Raw genomic sequence first — 23735 nt, forward strand, 5'->3', positions numbered from 1 at the left:
AATCCCGTTTAGATAATTTAGGTTTGTGCTAAGTAGGCATGGCAAGTTGTGGATTTTACTAATGTTTTAAGATTGCTTCGTTCCTCGCAATGACGAGTGAAACAACAGCTAAGTATTCCCCATGATGGCTAATAGAAGCTAAATGACTTTCTCCATTATTTTTGTCTATCAAATTTGGAATTCCATTTTTATCCTTTTCTAAAAAGTAGTCAGCGGATTTTGCATTGAAATCCGAGAGATAATTACTCATATTTTTTAGATAGGTAGTTTGTATATTATTAAGATTTTCGCTTGTTGAGGATGCAATTGTATGAATGAAATTTTGGTTGATTACACTTTTAGTGTTCATTATTTTGCCTTCAAAGTCAACAAAGTTATTATACTTACTTAAAGTGCAAATAAACTCTTTTGGGCTGTAAAATCTTTCAGAAGATTCTCTATTGATGATTTTATAAGCTGCTTCCTTCATGCTCCACAATAACCAAAGTGTAGTTTCTGGATGATTTGACGCCAGAATTTGTTGCTGCTCTTGGGTAGTGAACACTTTGTTTAGATATCCTTTTCGACGCCAATTACTTTCTGAACCTGCTTTTTGTAAGTCTACAATGTCATTACCCAGCATTTTCTGCTAGTTTTTCTTCTATTACAGCAATAGTAGCCTTTACAGTTAACATTTTATTCATAGAGGCATCGTCAATCGTTATTCCAAATTTTTCTTCTATATCTAATACAATATCAACCAAATTAGCAGAATTGATTTTTAGATCTGTTAGAAAATCAGTGTTCTCCGAAATATTTTCTAATGCGGTTTTATCATCAACATAGGGTGTGATAATTTCTTTGAGATCGTTTATTATGGACATTTTATTATTTTTTAAATTTTTTAAAGATAACACAGGCATTTACATCGCCAAAACCAAAATTGGCTTTTGCTAAAATAGTAAGTTCTTTGTTTACTAATTTAGTAGGAATGCAAGCTGGATCAATTATATTTTTTATTTCTGGATGTATGTCTTCACAATTGATATTTGGAAATATAAAATCATCAGCTATTTGCAAAACCGAGGCCACGCATTCCATACTTCCAGCTGCGCTTAATGGGTGACCTATCATTCCTTTTAGAGAGTTAATATAAGGAAAATCTTTACCAGACCGGTTAAGTGCCTTTGACCAGTTTTCAATTTCTAGCGAATCTTTCGAAGTTGCTGTTAAATGGCCGTTAATGCTATCAATATCTTTTGGTGTTATACCAGCATTTTTTATTGCATCTGTAATGCATCTTTGAACAGCTACCGGATTTGGAGCAGTCATTGTTCCTAATCCGCGTTGACCTCCAGAATTTACATTTCCACCTAAAACTTCGGCATAAATTTTAGCTCCTCTTTTCAAAGCGCTTTCTAAAGATTCAAGTACTAAAGCACCAGCACCGCTAGAGGGTGCAAACCCACTTGCAGAAGCGCTCATCGGTCTACTTCCTTTTTCTGGTTCGTGGTTGTGCTTAGTAGTACATACTCTCATGGCATCAAAACCTCCCCAAATATACGGGCCGCTATCAGTTGAACTTCCAGCTAACATTCTTGCGGCTTGTCCTGATTTTATTCGTTCGTACGCCATTAATACACTTTCAGTTCCCGTTGTGCAGGCAGATGAATTAGTGGTTATTTGATTTCCTAATCCTAGTTTGCCACCTACAAAAGCACTTACGCCACTAGCCATAGTTTGCGCTACGGCAGTACTGCCCAATCTTCTAACCTGTAAATCATCAACTTTATAAATTGAGGTCCTAATTTTATCTATTCCACAGGTGCCTGTTCCGAAGATAGTACCACTTTCCCAATCTGGATTTTCATTATTTTCTATTGATAAGCCAGCATCTTTCCAGGCTTCCAGTGCTGCAATCACACCATATAATATTGCTGTGCTTTCTAAAGATTTGAGTTCAAGTTCTGTAAACGCAGCTTGAATAATTTCATCGGTTAATTCGGGTTTTCCAGAAATCTGACAAGAAAACTTTAAAGCTTCTAACTGTTCGTCGTGGCGAATGCCAGAAACACCACTTTTTATTGCTTCTTTAAATTGCTGAAGATTGATACCATTTGGCGATACTATGCCTAAACCTGTTATTACTACTCTATTATTCATGTGGTTTTTCAGTAATCATTCCAGCAATATTTCCTTTGCAAACAATTTCCCCGGCCTCGTTTTCCATCTTCACATTGCAGCTTAATTTATTGAAACGAAAATAAACTTTTTCACTGGTTACTGTTACTTTTTCGTTTGGAAAAACGGGCTTTAAAAAATCTATGGTATTTGAAGTTAGTGCTACCGCAGCTTTTGTTTGCGTAGTATCATGTCCTAAAAGATAAATGCCAAGGCAAACCAAGCCAATTTGAGCCATTGTTTCGGTAAGGATTACGCCAGGTGTAACTGGAAAATCTTTAAAATGACCTTTGTAAAAGTCTAAATCTTTGGTGTATGTAAAGTTCCCTTTTGCTCCATTTTCATCGATGTGTAACAATTCATCAACAAAGAGAAATGGTTTACTGTATGGAAGTTTAGCTAAAATTTGTTGTGCATTCATATTACCACTGCAATATAATTCTTTGCGCTGAAAATCCCGGTCCAAAACTTAACATTAAACCTTTTTCTCCTGATTTTGGATGAGTATCCATAAAACGTTCGAGTACATATAGGACAGTAGCGCTCGACATATTGCCATACAATCGTAATATTTCTTTGGTTTCATCTATGTTTTTTCCGAGTTCTCCGAAAAGAGATTCGACAATCTGTACAATTTTTTTTCCTCCGGGATGGAAGATTAAATGGTCAATATCTTTAATTTCTAATTCGTGTTTAGCTAAAAAAGGATGAATAATGTTTGGGAAATGTTCGGTAATTGTGTTTGGAACAGCTACATCGAGTACCATCTGTAAGCCAGTATTACTGAGTTTAAAGCCCATCATATCTTCGGCATCGTAAAAATGGTACATTTCTTCTGCTAGCATTTCTGGTCCATTATCAGCTGGATTAGAACTTAACAAAGCACAAGCTGCGCCATCTCCAAAAATAGCTGCGCTTACAATGTTTGCCATTGAAAAATCGTTAAGCTGAAAAGTTGCGGTTGGAGATTCAACAGCAATAACTGCGGCTCTTTTACCTGGATTTGCTTTTAAAAAATTCTTGGCGTAAATCATGCCAGAAACCCCAGCGGCGCAACCCATTTCAGTTACGGGAAGTCTAACAATATCTTGTCGAAGTTTTAATATATTGATGAGATACGCATCAAGAGAGGGAATCATAATGCCTGTGCAACTCACAGTGATAATGTAATCTAAATCTTGAGGTTGCCAGTTTGCTTTTTCCAATGCAGTTTGTAAACATTTTGCGCCTAGCTTAATTCCTTCTCTGCAATAAATATCGTTTCTTTCTTCAAAACTCAAATTGCTAAAAACTTCTTCGGGCGACATGATCGAATAGCGTCTATCTACTGCAGCATTTTCGAATATTTTTTTAACTTTCCTAACAAAGCGTTCCTCTTTCCCTTTTAGCCAATTCTCTAAAAAAGGCATAATTTCACTCGTTGCTCTGGAATAATTTGGTAGGGCTTTACTTACGGCTTTTATTTTTACGCTCATGCTGTTTTTATTATCCATTGGTAGCGGAATGCCCATTTCCAGTTAATAGAACAAAATTTTAAATTTAGTTGTTTTGAATATCGTTGTAAGTCAGCTTTTTTAAATCCTCTTAATATGGAAACTAAACCATCTTCTCTCGACATATCATTTAATCGAAAAACAAAACAAAGCGCATTGAACAAATAATAGGCGATTGCACTGCGATGTAAATCATTAATTACGATACCAAGCTGTGCAAAGCGTTTAAAATTTTGAAGTAGCTTGATGATATCTTGATCTGTAAAATGATGCAGTGTTAAGGTACACAACATAATATCACATTCGTTAGTCTTGTCTAAATCTTCAAAAATATTTTTGCATTCGTAGCTGATATTTTGAAAGTTAACCGATAAACTTCGAGCATGTTCTACCGTGAAATTATTTGCATCAATTCCTATTAATTCAAAATTTAAATTCTTGCTTTTGCCATAATCAGCCAGAGCTCTTAACATATCGCCATTTCCACATCCTATGTCTAAAATACGTATAAGTTGATGTTTTGGTTTGCTACGGATTAATTCTTTAACACCATCTAATGTGACTTTGTTCCCACCTAATAATCTGTTTATGCTGGCAATTTTATCCAGTGCATCCCTTAATATTTCACCCTCTAATTCAAAATCGTCCATTATTTCTGGAGCGGAGCTTCTGCAACTTGTATCTATCATTATTTACTAATTAGAGGTTTACCATGCGTTTTTTTAATAATTTGCTGAAGAATGAAAGGCATTTTTATGGCTCCAGTCAACAATATATCCGTCAACTTATCTTTTCTTAAAATTGAAGATAAAATACTTCCCATTTTGAGGCGAGATCGAAATTGTTCATTCCATGACGATGTGTATTTCCTTTCTAGTTCAACTCTTGAAGTTATTATTCCATCAAAAAATTGGAGTAGTAATTCTGAGCAGATTTTGGCGCTGTGAATTGCCATTGCCATACCGTTCCCGCAAAGCGGATGGATAAGTCCAGCAGTATCACCAATACATAAAATATGGTTGCTAACTGCAGTTTTAGCTCCAAATGCTAATTGACTAATGGTTAACGGAGCATCGAATACCATTTCACTATTTTCAAAAATATCAGCTAAATATTTATTTTGATATAGAACTTTTTTCTGGTATGTCTCTATGTTTTTATGTGCCTTGAACGTTGCATAATCTGCCAAATAGCAAATGTTAAGGTGTTGATTTTCTACTTGAGAAACTCCACAATAACCACCATTGAAATTATGCACTGCAACCAAATCATTTGGAAAATCGCCTTTATAATGGGCTTTAACTGCTAAATAAGGAGATTTCTCTTTAATAAATGGCCGATTTAATTTAACATCAATCGTAGATCGTTTTCCATATGCACCAATAACTTGCTTAGCCGTAAATTCTTTTCCAGCTAAAGTATGTACAACGAAAATATCATTGTCAAAAGCGATTTCATTTACTGTGTCTTCAATAACCTCAATTCCTTTTTCCAACAGATGCTGATAGAGAAAATTGTCTAATTCATATCTGCTAACCCCAAAACCGCCTAAAGGTAAATCAACATGTATGCTTTTTCCTGAAGTCGTAGTGAGCTGTAATCGATTAATATGACTTGGGTATAATTTATTGATATCAATATTTAGCCATTCGAGATAAGGAAGAACTTCATTTGAAACATATTCACCACAAACTTTATGATGTGGATAGCTATTTTTTTCGATTAGGATAATTTTTAAACCTGTTTTATGGAGATGTAACGCTGCCGCTAAACCTGCTAAACCACCACCAACTATTAAAACATCTGTTTGAAAGAGCATAAATTAAAACAACATCATTTATAAAAATATAACATATTAAGCAGGTATTTGTTATTGATGAAATTAAAAGCCAAATCACAAATTATCTTTTATCAATTTACGCTAACTTTAAACTATGCAAACTTTATTAAACGCCGCTCAAATGCGAATTGCTGATGCTTATACCATAAAGAATCAGCCTATTTCTAGTATTAATTTAATGGAAAAAGCTGCAAAAGCATTTGTAAAAGTTTTTAAAAAGGAAGTTTCAGATAAAGAGTCTAGAATCTCCATTTTATGTGGGCAAGGAAATAATGGTGGAGATGGTTTAGCAATTGCAAGACTTTTAGCTAGTGAAAACTATAAAAATATTGCTGTTTACTTGATTGATTTTTCTACAAACCAGAGTGAGGATAATAAGAAAAACATAAAACGATTGCTCAAGCTAAAAGTTCCAGTAACTATTATTAAGGAAGCTGAAAAAGTAAAGGATTTACAAGCAGATGTACTAATTGATGCAATTCTTGGATCGGGCTTAAATAAGCCTTTGCAAGGAGATTATGCAACTATAGCATCTTTTATTAATGATTTAAAAACCAAAGTTGTTTCAGTCGATGTACCGACTGGATTTAACAGCGAAGGTGGAATAGCAGAAAAATATAATGGCATTAAAGCAGATTTAACCATCTGTTTTCAACGACCAAAAATCAATTTTTTCTTTCCTGAATCTGTAAAGGCATTGACAAAATTTAAGGTTGTAGATATTGGTTTAGATGAAGATTTTATTGAAAACCAAAAAAGTGAATGGAAATTAACTACGGAATCGGAAATAAAACAACTACTAAAACCAAAAAAGAATTTTAGTCATAAAGACACATATGGACATGCATTACTCGTTGCAGGGAATAATGCTACAATGGGTGCTGCTTTATTATCAGCTAGTTCTTGTTTGCATACTGGGGCAGGTTTAACCACGGTTTGCCTTCCACAAAGTGGATTAATCGCTTTGAATACATCTTTACCAGAAGTAATGGCTTTACCAAGAAATCAGTATTTGGCAACGGAAGCTTTTGACAGATTTTCAGCTATTGCAGTCGGTCCGGGTTTGGGTGTAGAAGAAGAAAACGAAGAGTTATTAGAGAAATTAGTTTACCTAAGAAAGCCTTTGGTATTAGATGCAGATGCGCTTACTCTTTTAAGTCAAAGAGGAGATTTACTTCATGAATTACCAGCTGGAAGTATTTTAACTCCACACATGAAAGAATTTGATAGGCTATTTGGCGAACATAAAAACTGGTGGAAGCGAGTTGAAACAGCAAGGAGAGAAGCGATGGAAAGGAATTTAATTTTTGTACTAAAAAATCAATATACGTTTGTCTGTTTGCCAGATGGAAATGTTCATATTAATTCAACTGGTAATCCGGCAATGGCTTCTGGTGGTATGGGCGATGTTTTAACAGGAATAATTATCTCTTTACTGGCACAATCTTATTCTTCGGCCGATGCCGCAATTTTAGGAACATATTTACATGGTAAAGCTGGCGACGAATTAGCGAAAAAGAGATTTACGGTAAGTGCTTCACAATTGGCTTTGCAAATTCCTAAAACAATGAAGAGAATACTTAAATAGTTGCGCCGCCCATTACTACCATTTTCTCCATGGTTGGGTTTTGGCTTCCGCCCATTGGCTCAATTGTAACTGCAAAGGCCTGTGCTTTTTCAATAGTTTCCATTTGTTTTACAGCTTCTTTAGCATTTTCGCCAAATACACCTAAACTTACAGGTTTACCATCCACTAAAGCCCATAGTTGATATTCGTGAGATTGATCTGTCTTAGGCAAATCCATCGCTGCGTAGTTAATTAAGATATTTTTATTGGTCTTATTCCAGTATACTAACATTTTAGCTTTTGGTGAATTTTTAACACCAGCTAATTTAACTGTAGCCCACTCATCAGTTTCAGTCATGGCTATTCTGTTTTCCATGCCTGCTTTATTGAATTCCAATTTAGAAACTGTACTTGCAAATTGATCTCTTTGTGTACTTAAGCTTGCAATTTGATCGTGTGCCGAATTTAATTTATTGTAAACTGAAATTAATGCAGCAATGCTAATCACTAATAATGCCACACATGCCACTAAAGCAAAACGTAAAGCTTTAATTTTTCCATCATTTGCACCTTCGTATAAAGGAACAATTTTAGGTTCAACCTTATCAATTTTAGTAGGATTTAATTGTGCTAAAATTTTATTTTCAAGATCAATAGATGGAGTAATTGCATTTTCTACGGCGTAAGATTCCATCGCAAGTTCGATTGCCAAAATTTCTGCCTTAATTTCAGCATGTTTGGCAGCCATAGCTTCAACTTCATTACATTCTTGAGCAGATAATTGCCCTAAAACGTAAAGTTCAAGTATGCCAGATTCGATATATGCTTTTACTTCTTCCACCTCAATTAAATTTTTTCCTCAATTCTAATATAGCCATTCGCACACGAGTTTTTACAGTGCCTAAAGGTAAATTTAGTTCTTCGGCCGTTTCAACATGCGTATAACCTTTAAAATAGACCATATCTAACACGTCTTTAAAATCAGGTTTAAGTGTTGTCACCATTTCTTTTAAACCTAAAGTATCCGCATTAAAACTAACCTTTTTTTGTTGGTCAATGAAATCTACGTTATTTTCTATGTCTTGGTTTTTATTGGAATTTTTAAAATCTTTTGATCGCAATTTATCAATGGATAAGTTACGAGCAACATTCATCATCCAGGTAAATAATCGGCCTTTTGATGAGTCGTAACTGCCTGCAGAATTCCATATTTTCACGAAAGTCTCTTGTAAAACATCTTCGGCAATTTCAGTTTGTTGTATAATACGAGAAATTACGCCGAACAAAGCACCAGAATACATATCGTACAATGCTTTAATTGCGATAGTATCCTGCCTTTTTAAAGCATTAACCAACTCTTCTTCAGAAAGGGATATTTTTTTTGCTGTTGCCAAGATTGCTAATATACAGAAACTATAACAGCGAAATCAACAAATTGTTTATTCACAACCTATAGCTCTAAAAATCGAATAAATGTTTTTCGGCGTGATAAGATGAGCGCACCAAAGGACCGCTTTCTACATATCGTAAACCTTTTGCCAACCCTATTTCTTTATATTTCGCAAATTGATCTGGATGTATCCAATCTACCACAGGGTGATGACTTTTTGTGGGTTGCAAATACTGTCCTAATGTTAAAATATGTACACCGTTTGCAACTAAATCATCCATTGCTTCTAAAACATCATCTTCCGTTTCGCCTAAACCTAGCATAATCCCAGTTTTAGTCCTTAATCCAAATTCAGATATTCTTCTTAGAGCTTCTAAACTTCTGTCGTATTTAGCCTGGATACGAACTTGCTTGGTTAAACGTCTTACGGTTTCCACATTGTGCGACATTACTTCTGGTCTTTCTTCTAAAACACGGTATAAATTATCCCACTGTCCTTTAAAATCTGGAATTAAAGTTTCTAATGTAGTTTCTGGACTTTCACGTCTGATTGCTTGTAATGTTTCTGCCCAAATAATTGAACCACCATCTTTTAAATCATCACGATCTACCGAAGTAATAACGCAATGTTTTACTTTCATCAGTTTTACAGAATTAGCAACTCGAGCAGGTTCATCTGTGTCAACAGCTAGCGGCCTACCGGTAGCCACAGCACAAAACGAACAAGAACGTGTACAAATGTTACCTAGAATCATAAAGGTAGCCGTACCAGCGCCCCAGCATTCGCCCATGTTCGGACAATTACCACTTTCACAAATGGTGTGTAGTTTATGCGTATCCACAAGACTTCGCACTTGCGCATATTCCTTACCAACAGGCAATTTAACTCGTAACCAATCTGGTTTACGTGGTTTTTCTGTTGCAACAGGAACTACAGGAAGTTCAATCATAGTACAAAGTTAAACAATCTTGCCGAAATGTTGTAGCAATGAAATGTTTAAGGGTTGTAATTTTGCAGGATATATTGAGCTTTAAATTTCAATTTCGAAAATCTTTTGTTGTTTGTTCTGAGAAAAACCAATGTTTTCATAAAATTTATGACTTTCAGTTCGAATAATATTACACCGAACTCGAATTTTCTTTATGCCTAAAGAAATGCTCCAGTCTTTTACTGCTTCAACTAAGCTTTTTCCAATATGTTGTTTTTGCTGTTTACGATCAACCACTAAACCGGCAATTTCTACAAATAATGGAGATTCTATTCTAACAGCTCGAAATCCATGAATCCAACCCACAATATTTCCATCAAGTTTAGCTACGAATATGCAGTCGTTCTTGCTTTTCAGAATTTCTTTAGTTCTATCTAAAAGATCTTCAATCTCATTTTCATAGCCAAGTTGAGTAGATAATGATGTTATTTCTTCAGCATCTTTTAACGTAATTGCTAAAAGCTGTGTTATTATCTTTTCCAATTGAATTTTTTTAAGCTAAGATAAAAAATAGCACTATAAATATTCATTTCAATCTCAAATTGATGGGTTTATGCTTTTCTATTTCTTCAAAATCAGTAAATTTGTGGTTCAAAATCACAAAAATGGCTACTTCAAAAATTACGTATACTGGCGATTTAAGAACTTCATCTATCCATTTAAAATCTGGCAATGAAATTATAACCGATGCACCTGTAGATAATCAGGGTAAAGGAGAAGCTTTTTCGCCAACGGATTTACTAGCAACCTCTTTAGGAAATTGTATGCTTACCATTGTCGGTATTACTGCAAAAACACATCATTTTAATATTGACGGAACAACTGCTGAGATCACTAAAGTTATGGGAGAAAATCCACGCCGTGTAACAGAAATTAATGTAAATCTAAAGTTCCCTTCGAATACCTATACGGAAAAAGAAAAATCGATTATTGAGCATGCAGCTAAAACTTGCCCGGTTTCGTATAGCCTTCATCCGGATATTAAACAAAATATAACTTTTAATTATTAGCATAAAATGACTTTTATTGGCATTAATTATGCTTTGTAAATTCAAACCCCTTTGGGTTTAATTTGAGAAATGAGTAGAAAAAAAAAGACGGTTGTTGAAACCGACGCAGATGTAATTTTAATTGGTGCAGGTATAATGAGCGCCACACTAGGGTTGCTTTTAAAAGAATTGGAACCTAATTTAAGCATAGAAATTTACGAACGTTTAGATATCGCGGCGGCAGAAAGTTCTGATGCTTGGAATAACGCAGGAACTGGTCATTCGGCATTTTGCGAATTAAACTACACCCCTCAAAAAGAAGATGGTTCTGTAGATATTAAAAAGGCAATACAAATTGCCGAATCTTATGAGATTTCTAAACAATTTTGGGCTTATTTGGTCGAAAAAAATATTCTCTCAGACCCACATTTATTCATTAGAAATATTCCACATTTAAGTTTTGTTTGGGGTAAAGACAATGTTGATTTCTTAAAAACTCGTTATACTAATTTACAAAAGTGTAATCTATTTGAAGACATGCAATATAGTGAGGACCCAAAAGTTATACAAGAATGGGTTCCGCTAATTATGGATGGTAGAAATAAAAAGGAGAAAGTTGCAGCGACCAAAATGGATTTAGGAACTGATGTGAATTTTGGCTCCTTAACTCGTGAAATGTTTAGCTATTTGGGTAAACAAGCAAATGTGAAGTTGCATTTTCATCACGAAATACGTGAATTAGATAAAACAGCTGAAGGGAATTGGAGAGTTAAAGTTAAGAATCTAAAGTCTGGTAAAAAAGATATCCGATTGGCGAAGTTCGTTTTTATTGGTGCTGGTGGAGGTTCTTTACCACTGTTAGAAAAATCTGATATTCCAGAAGGAAAAGGATTTGGTGGTTTTCCAGTAAGCGGACAATGGTTAAAATGTACAAATGAAGAAGTGATTGCAAAACACCATGCAAAGGTGTATGGGAAAGCTGCTGTTGGTGCGCCGCCAATGTCGGTTCCACATTTAGATACTCGCATTATTAATGGAAAACAAGCTTTATTATTTGGTCCTTATGCTGGGTTTTCGACTAAATTTTTAAAACACGGATCATTCTTAGATTTACCTTTGTCTATAAAGCTTGATAACATTAGACCGATGGTTTCTGCAGGATTGAAAAATCTCGATCTAACAAAATACCTAATTGAGCAAGTACGCCAATCTCCTGAAGATAGATTTGAGGCTTTAAAAGAATATCTTCCAAATGCAGAATTTAAAGATTGGGAATTGGAATATGCTGGACAACGAGTGCAGGTAATTAAAAAGAAAGCAAATGGTGGTGGAATATTAGAGTTTGGAACAGAAGTAGTTAGTGCTGCTGATGGGTCAATTGCTGCCTTATTAGGTGCGTCACCAGGCGCTTCAACCGCAGTTTCTATTATGCTTGATTTATTAAATCGTTGTTTTAAAACCAAATTGAAAAGTGAAGAATGGCAAACGAAAATTAAAGCTATGATTCCTACTTATGGAGAGAAGCTGGCTAATAATACATCACTTTGTAAAGAAACTAGATTGCGTACTTCTGCTGTATTGAAGTTGAATGATGTGAGTGCATAAATGTATCCTACTGAATTGATTTCGGCATCTTTCTACCAAAGATACTGAAGTAAATTCAGAGTGACGTTTAACAAAGAATGACTTAAGTTGTAATCTGCTCTGCAATTTCTTCAGCAGAAATGTCACTATGTGATAAATCTAAAATACATTCGCCATCTTTGATTAATAACACTTGTGGAGATTCGTGATGAACCTGAAACGTTTCAGCAATTAATGCGGAAATATCTCTATGTGCAATTAAATCTAAAAAATAAAGAGTTGTATTTTCAGGAATAGCACTCCAATCTAATTCGAAATTTCTTTTAGCCATTAAACTAATAGAACAACGTGTACTGTGTTTAAAAATCACACTGTATCCGATGTTTTCTTTTATTAATTTGACTTGTTCTTGGTTGTTAAGACTTATCCACTGCATTTTATCTTCTTCTTTTTCCTTCCGGATAAGAACTATAAGCAGGACACAAACGAGAAGAGCAAGATTCTAATACGGCTATTGCGCAAAATAAAAATATTAATAGAATAGCAATCTTTTTCATCGATTTGTGTTTTAAATTTTCCTTGATTAAAGTTCTAAATTACAAATTTTTATGAATATCAAGCAAGCTTGTTAAATTGTTGCAGAAAAGTGCGCCATTTTCAAAGCAGTAATGGCAGCTTCATCTCCTTTATTGCCATGTTTGCCACCAGCTCTGTCTAATGCTTGTTGCTCATCGTTGGTAGTTAAAACGCCAAAAATTACAGGTTTACTGTGTTTAATGCCAACATTTGTAATTCCGTTCGCAACAGCATCGCAAATAAAATCGAAATGCTTAGTGTCACCTTGTATTACACAACCTAAACAAATTACCGCATCTAAACCAACATTTTTAGTTAATAAAATTTCTGCTGCCCCTGTTAATTCAAAACTTCCTGGTACTGGCATAGAAATGATATTTTCTTCTTTTACACCATGCTCTACCAACGTATCAAAAGCACCTTGATACAATGCGCCTGTAATTTTAGCATTCCATTCTGCTACAACGATAGCAATTTTAAAATCTGCGCCATTTGGAATGGTTGTATGAGAAAAATCGGAAAGGTTCTTAAGATGTGTTGCCATGCTACAAAGGTAAATTTATTGTTTAAATGTTAAAAGACTATAAAGTTGTACTGTTGTCATAAAACAAAAAAGACCCTGCATATACAGAGTCTTTTCAATCCGCAATGCGGAAAATTATTTTAATGAAGCTTGTACACGAGCAATGTACTCATCAATCATAGCAGCCTCTTGGCTATCTGGATATTGAGTTTTGATTTTTGTGTATGCTTCTTCAGCACTTTTTAAATCTTTTAGCGTTTCATAAACCAACCCTAATTTTTTAAGAAACATTGGCGATGTAAATTTATTACTCGCTTTATCAGCTGCTTTTTGATAGTAAGTTGCGGCTTGTTTGTAATCTTTTAATTCGCTATATGCATCGCCTAATAAACCTAAAGCTAATGGATCTGCAACTGGACTACCAGTAGCTGTATATTTTCCTAAAGCTTCAGTAGCTTTTTTGTATTCACCTTTACGCAAATAAATACCACCCAAATACAAGTTAGCTAAATTTGCAGATTTGGTATTGTCATACTCTTCAGCAATTTTTTCAAGACCAGGATAACCGCCTTCGCCATTAATAGCTTTGTTAGCTAACGAATCAATGCCAACATACTGTTCTGCTTTATACATTTCACCAGCAGCTTTTTCTGCTCTATTTGGCAAGTATGAGTAAAAATAATAAGCAGCAATTGCTCCTAAAGCTAAAATTGCAACACCTATAAATAAAAAACTTTTACCATTCTCTTCTAAAAAACCACCTTTTCTAACTGGTTGACTTACTGTTTTATCTGTTGTAGACATTTATTTAAAAAAATTAAGGATTGCAAAAATACGTTTTTCAATGAAAGTATCAAGTTCTTTTTAACTATTTAATTAAACTTTAGTCGATTAGCATTGGTAAAAAAGGTAAATTGCAGCCTAATTTATGTGGTTAAAAAATATTACACTTCTTAATTTTAAAAATTATTCATCTGCTGAGCTTCGCTTTTCAAAAACTGTAAATGCGTTTGTAGGCAATAATGGCGCTGGTAAAACCAATTTATTAGATGCAATACATTATTTATGTCTGTGCAAAAGTTATTTCAATCCTATAGATAGTCAGCAAATTAAATCCAATGAAGATCTTTTTTTAATACAAGGAGATTTTGAGCGAAAAGAGAAAAATGAAAAAATCACTTGCGGTTTAAAACGGAATCAGAAAAAGCAGTTTAAAAGAAATAAAAAAGAGTACGATAAGTTGGCAAACCATATTGGGCTTTTCCCTTTGGTAATGATTTCTCCTTACGATGTGAATTTAATTATGGATGGGAGTGAGGAGCGACGTCGGTTTATCGATAACGTAATTTCTCAAACTGATGCGAATTATTTAGATGAACTGATTACGTACAATAAACATCTTTTAAATCGCAATGCGTTATTAAAACAAGTTGCAGCTACCCGAAAATTAGATGTGACTTTATTGCAGATTTTAGATGAACAATTAATCTTATCGGGAAATAAGATTTTTGAGAAAAGGAAAGAATTTTTAACTGATTTTATTCCATTATTTAACAAGCATTACACCTACATTTCTGATCAGGCCGAAGTAGTAGCTTTAAGTTATCAATCGCAATTAAATGAGCAGGGTTTTGAAGAATTACTCGCTCAATCAATAGAAAAAGATAGAATTTTAGAACGGACCACAACAGGTATTCATAAAGATGAATTGTTATTTACGATTGGTGATATGCCCTTAAAAAAGTTTGGATCACAAGGACAACAAAAATCTTTTTTAATCGCCTTAAAACTGGCACAGTATAGTTATTTGCAGAAGTTTAAAGGTTTTAAACCTTTACTCTTATTGGATGATATTTTTGATAAATTAGATGATCTAAGAGTACGTAAATTAATGGAAATGGTTTCTCATCACGATTTTGGACAGCTATTTATTACTGATACAGGAAAAGAAAGAGTAGTTTCTGTTTTTAATGAGATTAAAGTTGATGTAACTTTGTTTGAAGTAGCGAACGGAGTAATTGAACATGCGTAAACCAAACGACATATCCTTAAAAGATGCCATTACTAAAATGCTTTCGGTTTATCGATTGCGTGGAAAGTATGATGAAACTGGCGTTGTTGTACATTGGCCAGAATTGATGGGTACTGCGGTGGCAAATCGTACTACACAAATTTATGTGAGCAATAAAAAGCTTTTCGTCAGAATAGAATCCTCAGTTATTAAAAACGAATTACTGATGGTTAGAACCGGCATTATTCAAAAGCTAAATGAAAGAGCCGGCTCAGAAGTAATTACTGAAATTGTCTTTTTATAAAAAAATCAGTGCAACATGAATTGCACTGATTTTAATTTCTATTGCCAAATACTTTAGAGATTATCCAAATAATTAAAGCCAAAACGATTACTACAACAATTATTGCAGTCCAAAATCCTGCTTTAAAAATTCCTTCAACTAATTCGCAACTGCTCAAAGTTGTCGCTAATAAGGCAATAAGAGCTAATGGGGTGTATTTTTTCATTGTCATCTGATTTATTTTTAAATTAAACATACCAAATCACAATTAGTTTGATTTTAATTACTCACCAACTTTAATCAATTCTATTTCGAATATTAAAGTGCTAAATGGTGGAATACTTCCATCTGGAGTTTCTCTACCTCCATAAGCCAAATTATAAGGGATAAAGAAACGATATTTCGATCCTGTTTCCATTAATTGAACACCTTCCGTCCAGCCACTAATTACTTGATTTAGACCAAATGTTGCAGGCTCTCCTCTTTTATAAGAACTATCAAATTCAAACCCATTAAGTAATGTGCCTTTATAATTTACAGTAACTACATCTGTTGCTGTAGGTTTAACTCCAGTTCCTTGTACAATGACTTCGTACTGCAAACCGCTAGCAGTAGTTTTAATACCAGGCTTGGTTTTATTTTGCGCTAAAAAAGCAGCGCCAGCATTTACATTAGCTGAGTATTTTTGTTTATCAGCGTTCTCTTTTTGTTTGTTAAAACTAGTAAAAAGGTTATTGATAACAGTTTGACATTGTTCTTGGGTTAAGGTTGGATTAGCTTTTGCAAAAACATCCTTAATGCCTTTGTTAAACAATTCGTAATTAATAGTATTTAAACCGCCATTTTTAAAACTACTGGCTACATTTATGCCTAATGCATAACTAGCAGAATCTAATGTGTTTTTAAAAAGTGGAGCTTTGTTAGGTACTATTTTACTAGCAGTTACTGGTTTTTTGACTGGTGTGTTTTTTTTTGCAACTGTTTGAGCATTTGCGCTAAGTCCAACTAAGGTAACTAGCGATGCAAGCATTATTTTCTTCATAGATTATTTTTAAGGTCGAAATATAGAAAAAAAAATAAGCACCCTAACTAAATAAAGTGCTTATTAATAATTTATTGTGATTTAATTAGAAGCGCTCTGCAGCGGTAAAAAAGAAATCTCCTTCAATTTTTGCATTTTCATCAGAATCAGATCCATGAACAGCGTTTGCATCAATAGATTTTGCATATTTCTGACGGATTGTTCCTTCTGCAGCTTCAGCTGGATTAGTAGCGCCAATTAACGTTCTAAAATCTTCAATTGCATTCTCTTTTTCTAAAATAGCTGCAACGATAGGTCCAGAAGACATAAAGCTCACTAAATCATTGTAAAATGGACGTGCTTTATGTACCGCATAAAATTCACCAGCAGTTTCTGGAGTTAATTTCGTGTATTTTAAAGCAATGATTTTAAAACCTGCGCTTGTAATATCATTTATGATTGCGCCAATATGCCCGTTTGCAACTGCATCAGGCTTAATCATGGTAAATGTTCTATTTGTACTCATTGTATATTTAATTCAAATTTTTTGCAAAAATACAATTCTTTACCTTAATATTAAAGCTATTGAATAAAAGCTATCAATTAAATCTAAAATTATTAGCTTTGCAGGCGAAAATTTATGATATCAATTTCAGAATTAAAAACAGTACTGGCAACGCCACAAAAGATTGTCATCACAACACATCATAAACCTGATGGCGATGCAATGGGTTCTTCTTTAGGATTATATGCTTATTTAATTCAGAAAGGGCATCACGTTAGTGTAATTACACCTACAGATTATCCTGATTTCTTGCATTGGTTACCTAATAATTCTGATGTAATTATATATACAGAGGCTGAGGAAAAGTCTATAGAGTTAGTTAATCAAGCTGACTTAATTTTTTGCTGCGACTTTAATACCTTAAGCAGGATAAACGAATTAGGCGAGCATATTCGTCAAGCTTCAGGTTTAAAATTGATGATTGACCATCACTTAGAGCCAGAAGACTTTGATGATTATCGTCATTGGAATATTAATGCATGTGCAGCAGCTCAGTTAGTTTACGATTTTATATTAAATGAACTAAATGACGGCGAACTCATCAATAAGGATGTAGCAACTTGTTTGTATACTGGTATTATGACGGATTCTGGTTCTTTTCGTTTCCCTTCAGCAACTTCAGCTGTATATAGAATTGCAGCAGATTTAATCGATTTAGGAGCAGAACATTGGCGCATTCACCAACTGGTATACGATAATGCTTCAGAAAATCGTTTACGTTTCTTGGGTCATTGTTTATCAAACAAATTAGAGGTGATTAGAGAATTTAATACCGCTATAATTACAGTTACTGCAGAAGAGTTGAAAAGTTATAACATTGCCACAGGCGATACAGAGGGGATTGTGAATTATGCGCTTTCAATTAACGGCATAAAACTAGCTGCATTTATTATAGAAAGAACTGATAAAGTTAAATTATCTTTACGCTCTACTGGAGATTTCCCTGCAAACGAAATATGTAAAAAGTATTTTAATGGTGGTGGGCACAGAAATGCTGCTGGTGGTGCTTCTGATAAGAATTTAGTAGATACAATAGCAGAGTTTAAATCAATTTTACCTGAGTATAAAACACAATTATTACAATAATATAAAATCAAAAGAGTAAGCACTCTAAATCAATCTAAAAAAATAGAAAATATAATGAAAAAAAGTTTAGTAATTCTTTTTGCAGCTACATTAGGCTTAGCTGCTTGTAACACAGAAAAAAAAGGTCCAGGAGGTTTGTTGTATACTATTCACCATTCAGAGGGAAAAGAGAAAATTAAAGAAGGTGATATTATTAAAATGAACTTTATTATTAAAAATGATAAGGATTCAGTTTTTTATAGCTCATTTGAAAATGGAGTTCCTCAAGTATTCCAAGCACAAAAGAAAATGTATGCTGGTGATCAGCAAGATGCATTAACATTGATAGGAGAAGGTGATAGCGCAACTTTTAAAATCAATTTAGATACCTTAGCTTTCTACACTAAACAGCCTAAAGGCGAGCAATTTAAAAACGATAAATACCAAACGTTTGTAGTTAAAATTGAAAAAGTATTTAAAAAGAATGCTAACGAAGGCAGATTCTACTTTCCAAAAAAGAGCTGGGGAATTTTTCCAAGCAGATTATAAAGCTACTATGGATAAAATTAAAAACGGTGAACCTGCAAAAATCAAATCTTATATCGCAGATAATAGCTTAAAAACTAAAACTACAGCAAGTGGCTTAAATTATATAATTTCTGCACCTGGTAATGCTGATAGAGCAGTAATGGGCGATACAGTTGAAGTAAACTATACTGGTAAGTTAACCAAAAAAGATAAAGATGGTAAATACAAAGTATTTGATACTAGCGATCAGAAAATAGGAAAAGAGTGGAAATTAGATCGTCCAGGAAAAGTTTTTGGTCCAACTAAAATGGTAATGGGTGGTACAGTACCAGGTTTTACAGAAGCTTTAACTATGATTGGTAAAGGCGGTAAAATAATGATTGTTATTCCTTCTAACTTAGGTTGGGGAGAACAAGGTGCACCACAAGCAGGCATTGGTCCATATGCTCCAGTAGTATTTGATGTTGAAATTGTAAACATTATCAAAGGTAAGCCAGCTGCAGCTGCTCCACCTGTACCGGTTCCAACAACAAAATAATAGTAAGTAGATTATAAAATATATAACCCCATTCATTTATTTGAATGGGGTTTTTTTATGAATATATTTCAGCATTGCTGGAAATAAAAATACCTTTGTATATGTTGTTAACCGATACTCATACCCATTTTTATTACGAAACAGATGTAGTTAACCAGGCCTTAATGATGGAGCGTTGCTTAGCTAATGATGTAAAACGTCTTTTTTTGCCAAATGTGGATGTTGCTTCCATTAAAATGATAGATGATTTGGTTAATCGATATCCTGAAAATTGTTTTGCTATGGCTGGTTTGCATCCTTGCGACGTGAAAGAAGAGTATCAAACACAATTAGCTACTATTCATCAAAGTATAACAGGTAGAAAGATTTATGCGATAGGAGAAATAGGCATTGATTTATATTGGGATAAAACAACTTTAGCCATTCAACAAGATGCTTTTAAGCAGCAAATTAAGTGGGCAAAAGAATTAAGTTTGCCAATAGTTATTCACTGTCGTGAAGCTTTTGATGAAGTTTTCGAAGTTTTAGAAGAGCTGAACGATGATAAATTAAGAGGGATTTTCCATTGCTTTACAGGTAATTTGGAGCAAGCAAAGAGAGCAATAGCATTAGGATTTTATTTAGGTATTGGTGGCGTAGTGACCTATAAAAAAGCAGGGCTAGATTTAACACTTGCGGAAATTTCGCTTAATGATATCGTTTTAGAAACGGATTCTCCTTATTTAGCACCAGTACCATATCGTGGTAAACCAAACGAAAGCAGTTATTTAATTCATGTTGCACAAAAAGTAGCAGATATTTATAACATCAGCTTAAACGAAGTAGCCGAGGTAACTACAGAAAACTCAAAGAAAATATTTGGGGTGTAGTTTATGGTTTTTTACCATTAAGAAGTTAAGGAAAACGATGACTTAATAATCTTAATGCCTTAATGTTAAATTTTTATATTTGTTCCCAATGACAAAAATCCTCATCATTTATACTGGTGGAACAATTGGAATGGTAAACGATGCTAAAACGGGTACCTTAATTCCTTTTGATTTCGAACAAATTCAAGAAAATGTACCAGAATTAGCTAGGCTAGATTATCAACTCTCTATTCATTCCTTCAATCCTATTCTCGATTCTTCTAATATGAACCCAGAAATTTGGGCAGAATTAGCAAAGTTGATTCAAGAGAAATACGAAGAATTTGATGGTTTTGTAATTCTGCATGGTTCGGATACGATGTCATTTACAGCTTCGGCATTAAGCTTTATGTTACAAAATTTAGCTAAACCAGTTGTTTTAACAGGTTCTCAGTTGCCAATAGGTGAGATCAGAACAGATGCCAAAGAAAATTTAATAACAGCTTTAGAAATTGCAGCAACAAAAAAAGGTGGCAAAGCAATGGTGCCAGAAGTTTGTGTTTATTTCGACTATCAGTTATTCCGTGGTAACCGCTCTATCAAATATAATTCAGAAAAATTCGAAGCGTTTACTTCGCCAAACTATCCAATTTTAGCAGAAGCAGGAGTGAGCTTATCTTTTTATCCTAATTATATTCTACCAATCCCACAAAAACCATTTCAAATTCATACTGTTTTTAATGCAAATATTGGTGTGTTAAAAATGTATCCAGGTATAACTGAAAATGCAGTAAAAGCAATTACCAAATCTGGTGTTGAAGCTATTGTATTAGAAGCATTTGGATCTGGAAACACAACTACAGCGCCTTGGTTTATCGCTTGTTTAGAAAAAGCAATTGAAGACAACAAGATTATTATAGATATCTCACAGTGTAAAGGTGGTTCAGTTCAACTAGGTGTATACGAAACCAGTAGAAAGCTACAGCAAATGGGTATTATAAGTGGCTACGATTTAACATTTGAGGCTGCAGTAACCAAATTAATGTACTTAATGGGGCAGGGCTTGTCGATAGAAGAAGTGAAAAGATTAATGGAAGTTTCAATAGCAGGAGAGTTAACCAATTAGGTTACACAGCTCCATTTAAGTAAAACTTCTGCAATTATGATGAAGATCATATCACTTATATAAGATTAACCCTTATTTTTGCTAAAATTGATTATGAAGATTAAGCAAATATATACTGGATGCCTAGCCGAAGCGGCTTATTATATCGAAAGTAATGGCGAAGCAGCTATTATTGATCCGCTACGCGAAGTAACGCCTTATTTGAAAAAGGCAGCTGATAATGGCGCAAACATTAAGTATATATTCGAAACTCATTTTCATGCAGATTTTGTATCTGGACATATAGATTTAGCGGAAAAATCTGGAGCTACTATAGTTTATGGTCCAACGGCCAAAACAGATTTTAAAGCACATATTGCTACTGATGGTGAACAGTTTAAAATCGGTGATATTACCATTACTACACTACATACTCCAGGTCACACCCCAGAATCTACAACTTATTTATTAACGGATGAAAATGGTAAAGATCAGTGCATTTTTACCGGAGATACATTGTTTATTGGAGATGTTGGTCGACCAGATTTAGCACAACAAGGCGAGCTAACCATGGAAGATATGGCGGGAACACTTTATGAATCATTACATAATAAAATTCTAACGTTAGCAGATGATGTGATCGTTTATCCAGCTCATGGCGCAGGTTCTGCTTGTGGTAAGAACATGAGTAAAGAAACATTTGATACATTAGGACATCAGAAAGAAGTTAATTATGCGTTAAAGGCAAAGTCTAAACAAGACTTTATTAAGGAAGTAACAAATGGTCTTTTGCCTCCTCCACAATATTTTGCTAAGAATGCAGCCATGAACAAAGGTGGTTACGATAGTATTGATGAGGTATATGAAAAAGGTTTAGTTGCTTTATCACCCGAAGAATTTGAATTAAAAGCAAACCAAACAGATGCTTTAATTTTAGATACAAGAGATCCTCAAGTATTTGCCAAAGGTTTTATCCCAAAATCGATAAACATTGGTTTAAATGGTCAGTTTGCGCCTTGGGTTGGTGCTTTAATTACCGATTTGAAACAAGAACTATTATTAGTTACGGATGAGGGCAAGGCCGAAGAAACGATTACACGCTTAGCAAGAGTAGGTTACGATTATACCATTGGTTATTTAGCTGGTGGAATAACTGCTTGGCAAAATGCAGGAAAAGAAATAGACCAGATTGAATCCATTTCAGCTGACGAATTCGAAACCATTTTAAATGCGAATGATTCTATACAGGCTTTAGATGTACGCAAGCCTGGCGAATACGAAGCTGAACATTTAGAAGCTACACTTACTCGTCCCTTAGATTACATTAACGACTGGACCACAGAGGTTCATCCAGATGAAACGTATTACATTCATTGTGCTGGCGGTTACCGCTCTATGATTGCGGCTTCAATTTTAAAAGCTCGTGGCATCAACAATGTAATTGATATAGCTGGTGGTTATGGAGCAATAAAAGCGACGAACTTAAAACGTACTGACTTTGCTTGCCCAAGTAAGGCAATGAAAAGTTAATTAATCTTAAGGCAGCAGTTCAGCAAGTTTCTTTTTTAATTCATCGCCTCGTAGATTTTTTGCGATGATAATGCCTTTTTCATCAATCAGGTAATTTGTAGGAAATGCATTAATGCCGTAAATCACTACCGCTAAATTTCTATCGCCTTTTAAATCACTTACATTTTCCCAAGGTAGTTTATCATCTTTAACTGCTTTTAGCCAATCTGCCTTATTATCATCTGCAGAAACGCCCAATATTTCAAAACCTTTGCTTTTATACGCATTGTAAGTGTTTACTAAATTTGGATTTTCTCCTCTACATGGTCCACACCATGAAGCCCAAAATTCTAGTAATATATATTTGCCTTTAATAGCGGAAAGTTTAACTTTTTTGCCACTGACATTTTCTTGTTCGAAATCTTCAAATTTGTTGCCGATTTTTATTTCTTTATTTAACGCAAGGTATTCATTAACTGCCTTTCCAAATTTGGATGATTTTTGTTCAGCACTAAGGTTTTGGTATAATTCTCTTGTTTTTTCTTTTCCCCAAGAAGAAGCATATACTTGTAATACGTTAGCCGCAATTAGGGAGTTAGGATTGTCTTTCACATAATTCTGATAAACTTTTTGTTCTTCATTACGAGTAGTTTTTATTTTATCCCATATAGCTGCTGACTCTGCAGCACTTTTACCTTTTAAAGATTTTGTTAAGCTATCTTGTAGTCGATCTATCACACTTAAGTTACTTCTTAGAACATCGGCCTCAGTTTGAGTTTTAGAGCCCATTATCATTGCCTTTCTAAACTCTCCACCTTTGAGCGTTACCGTTATATCTTTTGGTTCAACCCACAACATGGTGTAGTCTTTATAGTTTGCTGTGTATATGATCATTTCAACAGCCTTTTCATCTATATTTCCTTTTAGGGTAAATTTCCCATTTAAAATTATACTTGAATCAAGTTTTACTTCTGGGGTAGCTGTTCTTAAAAAAATCCAGGTGCTATCTTTTAAACCAGTTACCGTTCCATGTATGTTGAATTTTTGGGCAGATGCCGTAAAGAATAAAGTGACAAATAAAAAAAGTACAATTAGTCTACTACACAGATTTTTCATGGGAATAAAGTTTTGATTAAATATACACTATTCAT

At 34.2% G+C, this 23735-nt stretch carries 29 protein-coding genes; 11 read left to right on the top strand and 18 right to left on the bottom strand.

Going from position 1 to position 23735, the window contains the following annotated elements; translation table 11 throughout:
- Nucleotides 1-58: 58 nt before the first annotated feature.
- Genes ACHMWN_RS07585 through ACHMWN_RS07615 form a run of 7 tightly spaced genes read right to left on the bottom strand, consistent with a single transcriptional unit; the run spans nucleotide 59 to nucleotide 5472 of the window.
- Complete coding sequence (locus ACHMWN_RS07585; RefSeq protein ID WP_397299238.1) at nucleotides 59-622, bottom strand: 4'-phosphopantetheinyl transferase superfamily protein; 564 nt, start codon at nucleotides 620-622, stop codon at nucleotides 59-61.
- Nucleotides 612-863 (bottom strand): acyl carrier protein, encoded by a 252-nt coding sequence (locus ACHMWN_RS07590; RefSeq protein ID WP_397299240.1) that lies wholly within the window; start codon nucleotides 861-863, stop codon nucleotides 612-614. Before ACHMWN_RS07590 ends, ACHMWN_RS07585 begins: the two co-directional genes overlap by 11 nt.
- 4 nt (nucleotides 864-867) lie before the next feature.
- Nucleotides 868-2142, bottom strand: a complete 1275-nt coding sequence (locus tag ACHMWN_RS07595) for a beta-ketoacyl-[acyl-carrier-protein] synthase family protein (RefSeq protein WP_397299243.1) — start codon at nucleotides 2140-2142, stop codon at nucleotides 868-870.
- On the bottom strand, nucleotides 2135-2581 hold the full coding sequence (locus tag ACHMWN_RS07600; protein WP_397299246.1) for a 3-hydroxyacyl-ACP dehydratase FabZ family protein: 447 nt from the start codon (nucleotides 2579-2581) through the stop codon (nucleotides 2135-2137). The genes ACHMWN_RS07595 and ACHMWN_RS07600 overlap by 8 nt, the downstream gene beginning before the upstream one ends.
- A gap of 1 nt (nucleotide 2582) precedes the next feature.
- Nucleotides 2583-3671, bottom strand: a complete 1089-nt coding sequence (locus ACHMWN_RS07605) for a type III polyketide synthase (protein WP_397299249.1) — start codon at nucleotides 3669-3671, stop codon at nucleotides 2583-2585.
- Nucleotides 3632-4342 carry a methyltransferase domain-containing protein gene (locus ACHMWN_RS07610; RefSeq protein WP_397299252.1) on the bottom strand — a complete coding sequence of 237 codons (711 nt, stop codon included), beginning with the start codon at nucleotides 4340-4342 and terminating at the stop codon, nucleotides 3632-3634. The genes ACHMWN_RS07605 and ACHMWN_RS07610 overlap by 40 nt, the downstream gene beginning before the upstream one ends.
- Nucleotides 4342-5472 (bottom strand): NAD(P)/FAD-dependent oxidoreductase, encoded by a 1131-nt coding sequence (locus ACHMWN_RS07615; protein WP_397299254.1) that lies wholly within the window; start codon nucleotides 5470-5472, stop codon nucleotides 4342-4344. Before ACHMWN_RS07615 ends, ACHMWN_RS07610 begins: the two co-directional genes overlap by 1 nt.
- Nucleotides 5473-5587: 115 nt before the next feature.
- Here ACHMWN_RS07615 and ACHMWN_RS07620 point away from each other — a divergent pair, with 115 nt between their 5' ends.
- Nucleotides 5588-7081 (top strand): NAD(P)H-hydrate dehydratase, encoded by a 1494-nt coding sequence (locus ACHMWN_RS07620; RefSeq protein WP_397299257.1) that lies wholly within the window; start codon nucleotides 5588-5590, stop codon nucleotides 7079-7081.
- Here the strand turns inward: ACHMWN_RS07620 and ACHMWN_RS07625 are convergent.
- From ACHMWN_RS07625 to ACHMWN_RS07640, 4 genes are all read right to left on the bottom strand, one after another.
- Complete coding sequence (locus ACHMWN_RS07625; RefSeq protein ID WP_397299259.1) at nucleotides 7074-7901, bottom strand: anti-sigma factor domain-containing protein; 828 nt, start codon at nucleotides 7899-7901, stop codon at nucleotides 7074-7076. The two genes, ACHMWN_RS07620 and ACHMWN_RS07625, sit on opposite strands and share 8 nt — an antisense overlap.
- Before the next feature lies 1 nt (nucleotide 7902).
- Complete coding sequence (locus ACHMWN_RS07630; protein WP_397299262.1) at nucleotides 7903-8454, bottom strand: RNA polymerase sigma factor; 552 nt, start codon at nucleotides 8452-8454, stop codon at nucleotides 7903-7905.
- Between the two features lie 64 nt (nucleotides 8455-8518).
- The gene (gene lipA / locus ACHMWN_RS07635; protein ID WP_397299265.1) at nucleotides 8519-9400 is read right to left on the bottom strand and encodes a lipoyl synthase; all 882 of its coding nucleotides are present in this window, start codon (nucleotides 9398-9400) and stop codon (nucleotides 8519-8521) included.
- An 81-nt stretch (nucleotides 9401-9481) separates the two neighbouring features.
- Entirely contained in the window at nucleotides 9482-9922 is a 441-nt protein-coding gene (locus tag ACHMWN_RS07640; RefSeq protein WP_397299268.1) for a GNAT family N-acetyltransferase, read from the bottom strand.
- Between the two features lie 122 nt (nucleotides 9923-10044).
- Between ACHMWN_RS07640 and ACHMWN_RS07645 the strand changes: the two genes are divergently transcribed.
- Both ACHMWN_RS07645 and ACHMWN_RS07650 read left to right on the top strand, forming a co-directional pair.
- Nucleotides 10045-10449 (top strand): OsmC family protein, encoded by a 405-nt coding sequence (locus ACHMWN_RS07645; protein ID WP_397299270.1) that lies wholly within the window; start codon nucleotides 10045-10047, stop codon nucleotides 10447-10449.
- 69 nt (nucleotides 10450-10518) lie between these two features.
- Nucleotides 10519-12033: a malate:quinone oxidoreductase gene (locus ACHMWN_RS07650; protein WP_397299273.1), complete on the top strand. Its 1515-nt coding sequence runs from the start codon at nucleotides 10519-10521 to the stop codon at nucleotides 12031-12033.
- Between the two features lie 82 nt (nucleotides 12034-12115).
- On the opposite strand, the gene ytxJ is transcribed toward ACHMWN_RS07650, so the two are convergent.
- The 3 genes from ytxJ to ACHMWN_RS07665 all read right to left on the bottom strand — a co-directional run bounded on the left by ytxJ (nucleotide 12116) and on the right by ACHMWN_RS07665 (nucleotide 13915).
- Nucleotides 12116-12448 carry a bacillithiol system redox-active protein YtxJ gene (ytxJ, locus tag ACHMWN_RS07655; protein WP_397299274.1) on the bottom strand — a complete coding sequence of 111 codons (333 nt, stop codon included), beginning with the start codon at nucleotides 12446-12448 and terminating at the stop codon, nucleotides 12116-12118.
- Between the two features lie 192 nt (nucleotides 12449-12640).
- Complete coding sequence (gene ribH, locus ACHMWN_RS07660; protein ID WP_397299275.1) at nucleotides 12641-13132, bottom strand: 6,7-dimethyl-8-ribityllumazine synthase; 492 nt, start codon at nucleotides 13130-13132, stop codon at nucleotides 12641-12643.
- 114 nt (nucleotides 13133-13246) lie between these two features.
- Nucleotides 13247-13915, bottom strand: coding sequence for a tol-pal system YbgF family protein (locus tag ACHMWN_RS07665; protein WP_397299277.1), 669 nt, complete (start codon nucleotides 13913-13915; stop codon nucleotides 13247-13249).
- A gap of 124 nt (nucleotides 13916-14039) precedes the next feature.
- Between ACHMWN_RS07665 and recF the strand changes: the two genes are divergently transcribed.
- Nucleotides 14040-15143, top strand: coding sequence for a DNA replication/repair protein RecF (gene recF, locus ACHMWN_RS07670; protein ID WP_397299280.1), 1104 nt, complete (start codon nucleotides 14040-14042; stop codon nucleotides 15141-15143).
- Nucleotides 15136-15426 (top strand): DUF721 domain-containing protein, encoded by a 291-nt coding sequence (locus ACHMWN_RS07675; RefSeq protein WP_372817162.1) that lies wholly within the window; start codon nucleotides 15136-15138, stop codon nucleotides 15424-15426. Before recF ends, ACHMWN_RS07675 begins: the two co-directional genes overlap by 8 nt.
- Nucleotides 15427-15457: 31 nt before the next feature.
- On the opposite strand, the gene ACHMWN_RS07680 is transcribed toward ACHMWN_RS07675, so the two are convergent.
- From ACHMWN_RS07680 to ACHMWN_RS07690, 3 genes are all read right to left on the bottom strand, one after another.
- The gene (locus tag ACHMWN_RS07680) at nucleotides 15458-15631 is read right to left on the bottom strand and encodes a hypothetical protein (protein ID WP_173272734.1); all 174 of its coding nucleotides are present in this window, start codon (nucleotides 15629-15631) and stop codon (nucleotides 15458-15460) included.
- Nucleotides 15632-15688: 57 nt separating this feature from the next.
- The gene (locus ACHMWN_RS07685; protein WP_397299282.1) at nucleotides 15689-16447 is read right to left on the bottom strand and encodes an FKBP-type peptidyl-prolyl cis-trans isomerase; all 759 of its coding nucleotides are present in this window, start codon (nucleotides 16445-16447) and stop codon (nucleotides 15689-15691) included.
- Between the two features lie 85 nt (nucleotides 16448-16532).
- A complete protein-coding gene (locus tag ACHMWN_RS07690; protein ID WP_397299285.1) occupies nucleotides 16533-16952 on the bottom strand; it encodes a nucleoside-diphosphate kinase in 420 nt (139 codons plus the stop codon).
- Between the two features lie 114 nt (nucleotides 16953-17066).
- Here ACHMWN_RS07690 and ACHMWN_RS07695 point away from each other — a divergent pair, with 114 nt between their 5' ends.
- From ACHMWN_RS07695 to ACHMWN_RS07720, 6 genes are all read left to right on the top strand, one after another.
- Nucleotides 17067-18077, top strand: coding sequence for a bifunctional oligoribonuclease/PAP phosphatase NrnA (locus ACHMWN_RS07695; protein ID WP_397299286.1), 1011 nt, complete (start codon nucleotides 17067-17069; stop codon nucleotides 18075-18077).
- A 54-nt stretch (nucleotides 18078-18131) separates the two neighbouring features.
- Nucleotides 18132-18605 carry an FKBP-type peptidyl-prolyl cis-trans isomerase gene (locus ACHMWN_RS07700; protein WP_397299289.1) on the top strand — a complete coding sequence of 158 codons (474 nt, stop codon included), beginning with the start codon at nucleotides 18132-18134 and terminating at the stop codon, nucleotides 18603-18605.
- The gene (locus ACHMWN_RS07705; RefSeq protein WP_397299291.1) at nucleotides 18541-19122 is read left to right on the top strand and encodes an FKBP-type peptidyl-prolyl cis-trans isomerase; all 582 of its coding nucleotides are present in this window, start codon (nucleotides 18541-18543) and stop codon (nucleotides 19120-19122) included. The genes ACHMWN_RS07700 and ACHMWN_RS07705 overlap by 65 nt, the downstream gene beginning before the upstream one ends.
- A gap of 101 nt (nucleotides 19123-19223) precedes the next feature.
- Complete coding sequence (locus ACHMWN_RS07710; RefSeq protein ID WP_397299294.1) at nucleotides 19224-19991, top strand: TatD family hydrolase; 768 nt, start codon at nucleotides 19224-19226, stop codon at nucleotides 19989-19991.
- Nucleotides 19992-20079: 88 nt separating this feature from the next.
- Complete coding sequence (locus ACHMWN_RS07715) at nucleotides 20080-21096, top strand: asparaginase (RefSeq protein ID WP_397299297.1); 1017 nt, start codon at nucleotides 20080-20082, stop codon at nucleotides 21094-21096.
- Nucleotides 21097-21189: 93 nt separating this feature from the next.
- Nucleotides 21190-22605, top strand: a complete 1416-nt coding sequence (locus ACHMWN_RS07720) for a rhodanese-like domain-containing protein (protein WP_397299299.1) — start codon at nucleotides 21190-21192, stop codon at nucleotides 22603-22605.
- Between the two features lie 6 nt (nucleotides 22606-22611).
- Here the strand turns inward: ACHMWN_RS07720 and ACHMWN_RS07725 are convergent, their stop codons facing one another.
- The gene (locus tag ACHMWN_RS07725) at nucleotides 22612-23700 is read right to left on the bottom strand and encodes a redoxin domain-containing protein (protein WP_397299302.1); all 1089 of its coding nucleotides are present in this window, start codon (nucleotides 23698-23700) and stop codon (nucleotides 22612-22614) included.
- Nucleotides 23701-23735 lie beyond the last annotated feature (35 nt).

Source organism: Pedobacter sp. UC225_61 (genome assembly GCF_044452285.1).
In the GTDB taxonomy this organism is placed as follows: Bacteria; Bacteroidota; Bacteroidia; order Sphingobacteriales; family Sphingobacteriaceae; genus Pedobacter.

What these genes read in the sequence shown, in the direction of transcription:
- ACHMWN_RS07585 (WP_397299238.1), bottom strand. Translation starts at nt 622, where the DNA reads ATGCTGGGTAATGACATTGTAGACTTACAAAAAGCAGGTTCAGAAAGT.
- ACHMWN_RS07590 (WP_397299240.1), bottom strand. Translation starts at nt 863, where the DNA reads ATGTCCATAATAAACGATCTCAAAGAAATTATCACACCCTATGTTGAT.
- ACHMWN_RS07595 (WP_397299243.1), bottom strand. Translation starts at nt 2,142, where the DNA reads ATGAATAATAGAGTAGTAATAACAGGTTTAGGCATAGTATCGCCAAAT.
- ACHMWN_RS07600 (WP_397299246.1), bottom strand. Translation starts at nt 2,581, where the DNA reads ATGAATGCACAACAAATTTTAGCTAAACTTCCATACAGTAAACCATTT.
- ACHMWN_RS07605 (WP_397299249.1), bottom strand. Translation starts at nt 3,671, where the DNA reads ATGGGCATTCCGCTACCAATGGATAATAAAAACAGCATGAGCGTAAAA.
- ACHMWN_RS07610 (WP_397299252.1), bottom strand. Translation starts at nt 4,342, where the DNA reads ATGATAGATACAAGTTGCAGAAGCTCCGCTCCAGAAATAATGGACGAT.
- ACHMWN_RS07615 (WP_397299254.1), bottom strand. Translation starts at nt 5,472, where the DNA reads ATGCTCTTTCAAACAGATGTTTTAATAGTTGGTGGTGGTTTAGCAGGT.
- ACHMWN_RS07620 (WP_397299257.1), top strand. Translation starts at nt 5,588, where the DNA reads ATGCAAACTTTATTAAACGCCGCTCAAATGCGAATTGCTGATGCTTAT.
- lipA (WP_397299265.1), bottom strand. Translation starts at nt 9,400, where the DNA reads ATGATTGAACTTCCTGTAGTTCCTGTTGCAACAGAAAAACCACGTAAA.
- ACHMWN_RS07645 (WP_397299270.1), top strand. Translation starts at nt 10,045, where the DNA reads ATGGCTACTTCAAAAATTACGTATACTGGCGATTTAAGAACTTCATCT.
- ACHMWN_RS07650 (WP_397299273.1), top strand. Translation starts at nt 10,519, where the DNA reads ATGAGTAGAAAAAAAAAGACGGTTGTTGAAACCGACGCAGATGTAATT.
- ytxJ (WP_397299274.1), bottom strand. Translation starts at nt 12,448, where the DNA reads ATGCAGTGGATAAGTCTTAACAACCAAGAACAAGTCAAATTAATAAAA.
- ribH (WP_397299275.1), bottom strand. Translation starts at nt 13,132, where the DNA reads ATGGCAACACATCTTAAGAACCTTTCCGATTTTTCTCATACAACCATT.
- ACHMWN_RS07665 (WP_397299277.1), bottom strand. Translation starts at nt 13,915, where the DNA reads ATGTCTACAACAGATAAAACAGTAAGTCAACCAGTTAGAAAAGGTGGT.
- recF (WP_397299280.1), top strand. Translation starts at nt 14,040, where the DNA reads ATGTGGTTAAAAAATATTACACTTCTTAATTTTAAAAATTATTCATCT.
- ACHMWN_RS07675 (WP_372817162.1), top strand. Translation starts at nt 15,136, where the DNA reads ATGCGTAAACCAAACGACATATCCTTAAAAGATGCCATTACTAAAATG.
- ACHMWN_RS07680 (WP_173272734.1), bottom strand. Translation starts at nt 15,631, where the DNA reads ATGAAAAAATACACCCCATTAGCTCTTATTGCCTTATTAGCGACAACT.
- ACHMWN_RS07685 (WP_397299282.1), bottom strand. Translation starts at nt 16,447, where the DNA reads ATGAAGAAAATAATGCTTGCATCGCTAGTTACCTTAGTTGGACTTAGC.
- ACHMWN_RS07690 (WP_397299285.1), bottom strand. Translation starts at nt 16,952, where the DNA reads ATGAGTACAAATAGAACATTTACCATGATTAAGCCTGATGCAGTTGCA.
- ACHMWN_RS07695 (WP_397299286.1), top strand. Translation starts at nt 17,067, where the DNA reads ATGATATCAATTTCAGAATTAAAAACAGTACTGGCAACGCCACAAAAG.
- ACHMWN_RS07700 (WP_397299289.1), top strand. Translation starts at nt 18,132, where the DNA reads ATGAAAAAAAGTTTAGTAATTCTTTTTGCAGCTACATTAGGCTTAGCT.
- ACHMWN_RS07705 (WP_397299291.1), top strand. Translation starts at nt 18,541, where the DNA reads ATGCTAACGAAGGCAGATTCTACTTTCCAAAAAAGAGCTGGGGAATTT.
- ACHMWN_RS07710 (WP_397299294.1), top strand. Translation starts at nt 19,224, where the DNA reads ATGTTGTTAACCGATACTCATACCCATTTTTATTACGAAACAGATGTA.
- ACHMWN_RS07715 (WP_397299297.1), top strand. Translation starts at nt 20,080, where the DNA reads ATGACAAAAATCCTCATCATTTATACTGGTGGAACAATTGGAATGGTA.
- ACHMWN_RS07720 (WP_397299299.1), top strand. Translation starts at nt 21,190, where the DNA reads ATGAAGATTAAGCAAATATATACTGGATGCCTAGCCGAAGCGGCTTAT.
- ACHMWN_RS07725 (WP_397299302.1), bottom strand. Translation starts at nt 23,700, where the DNA reads ATGAAAAATCTGTGTAGTAGACTAATTGTACTTTTTTTATTTGTCACT.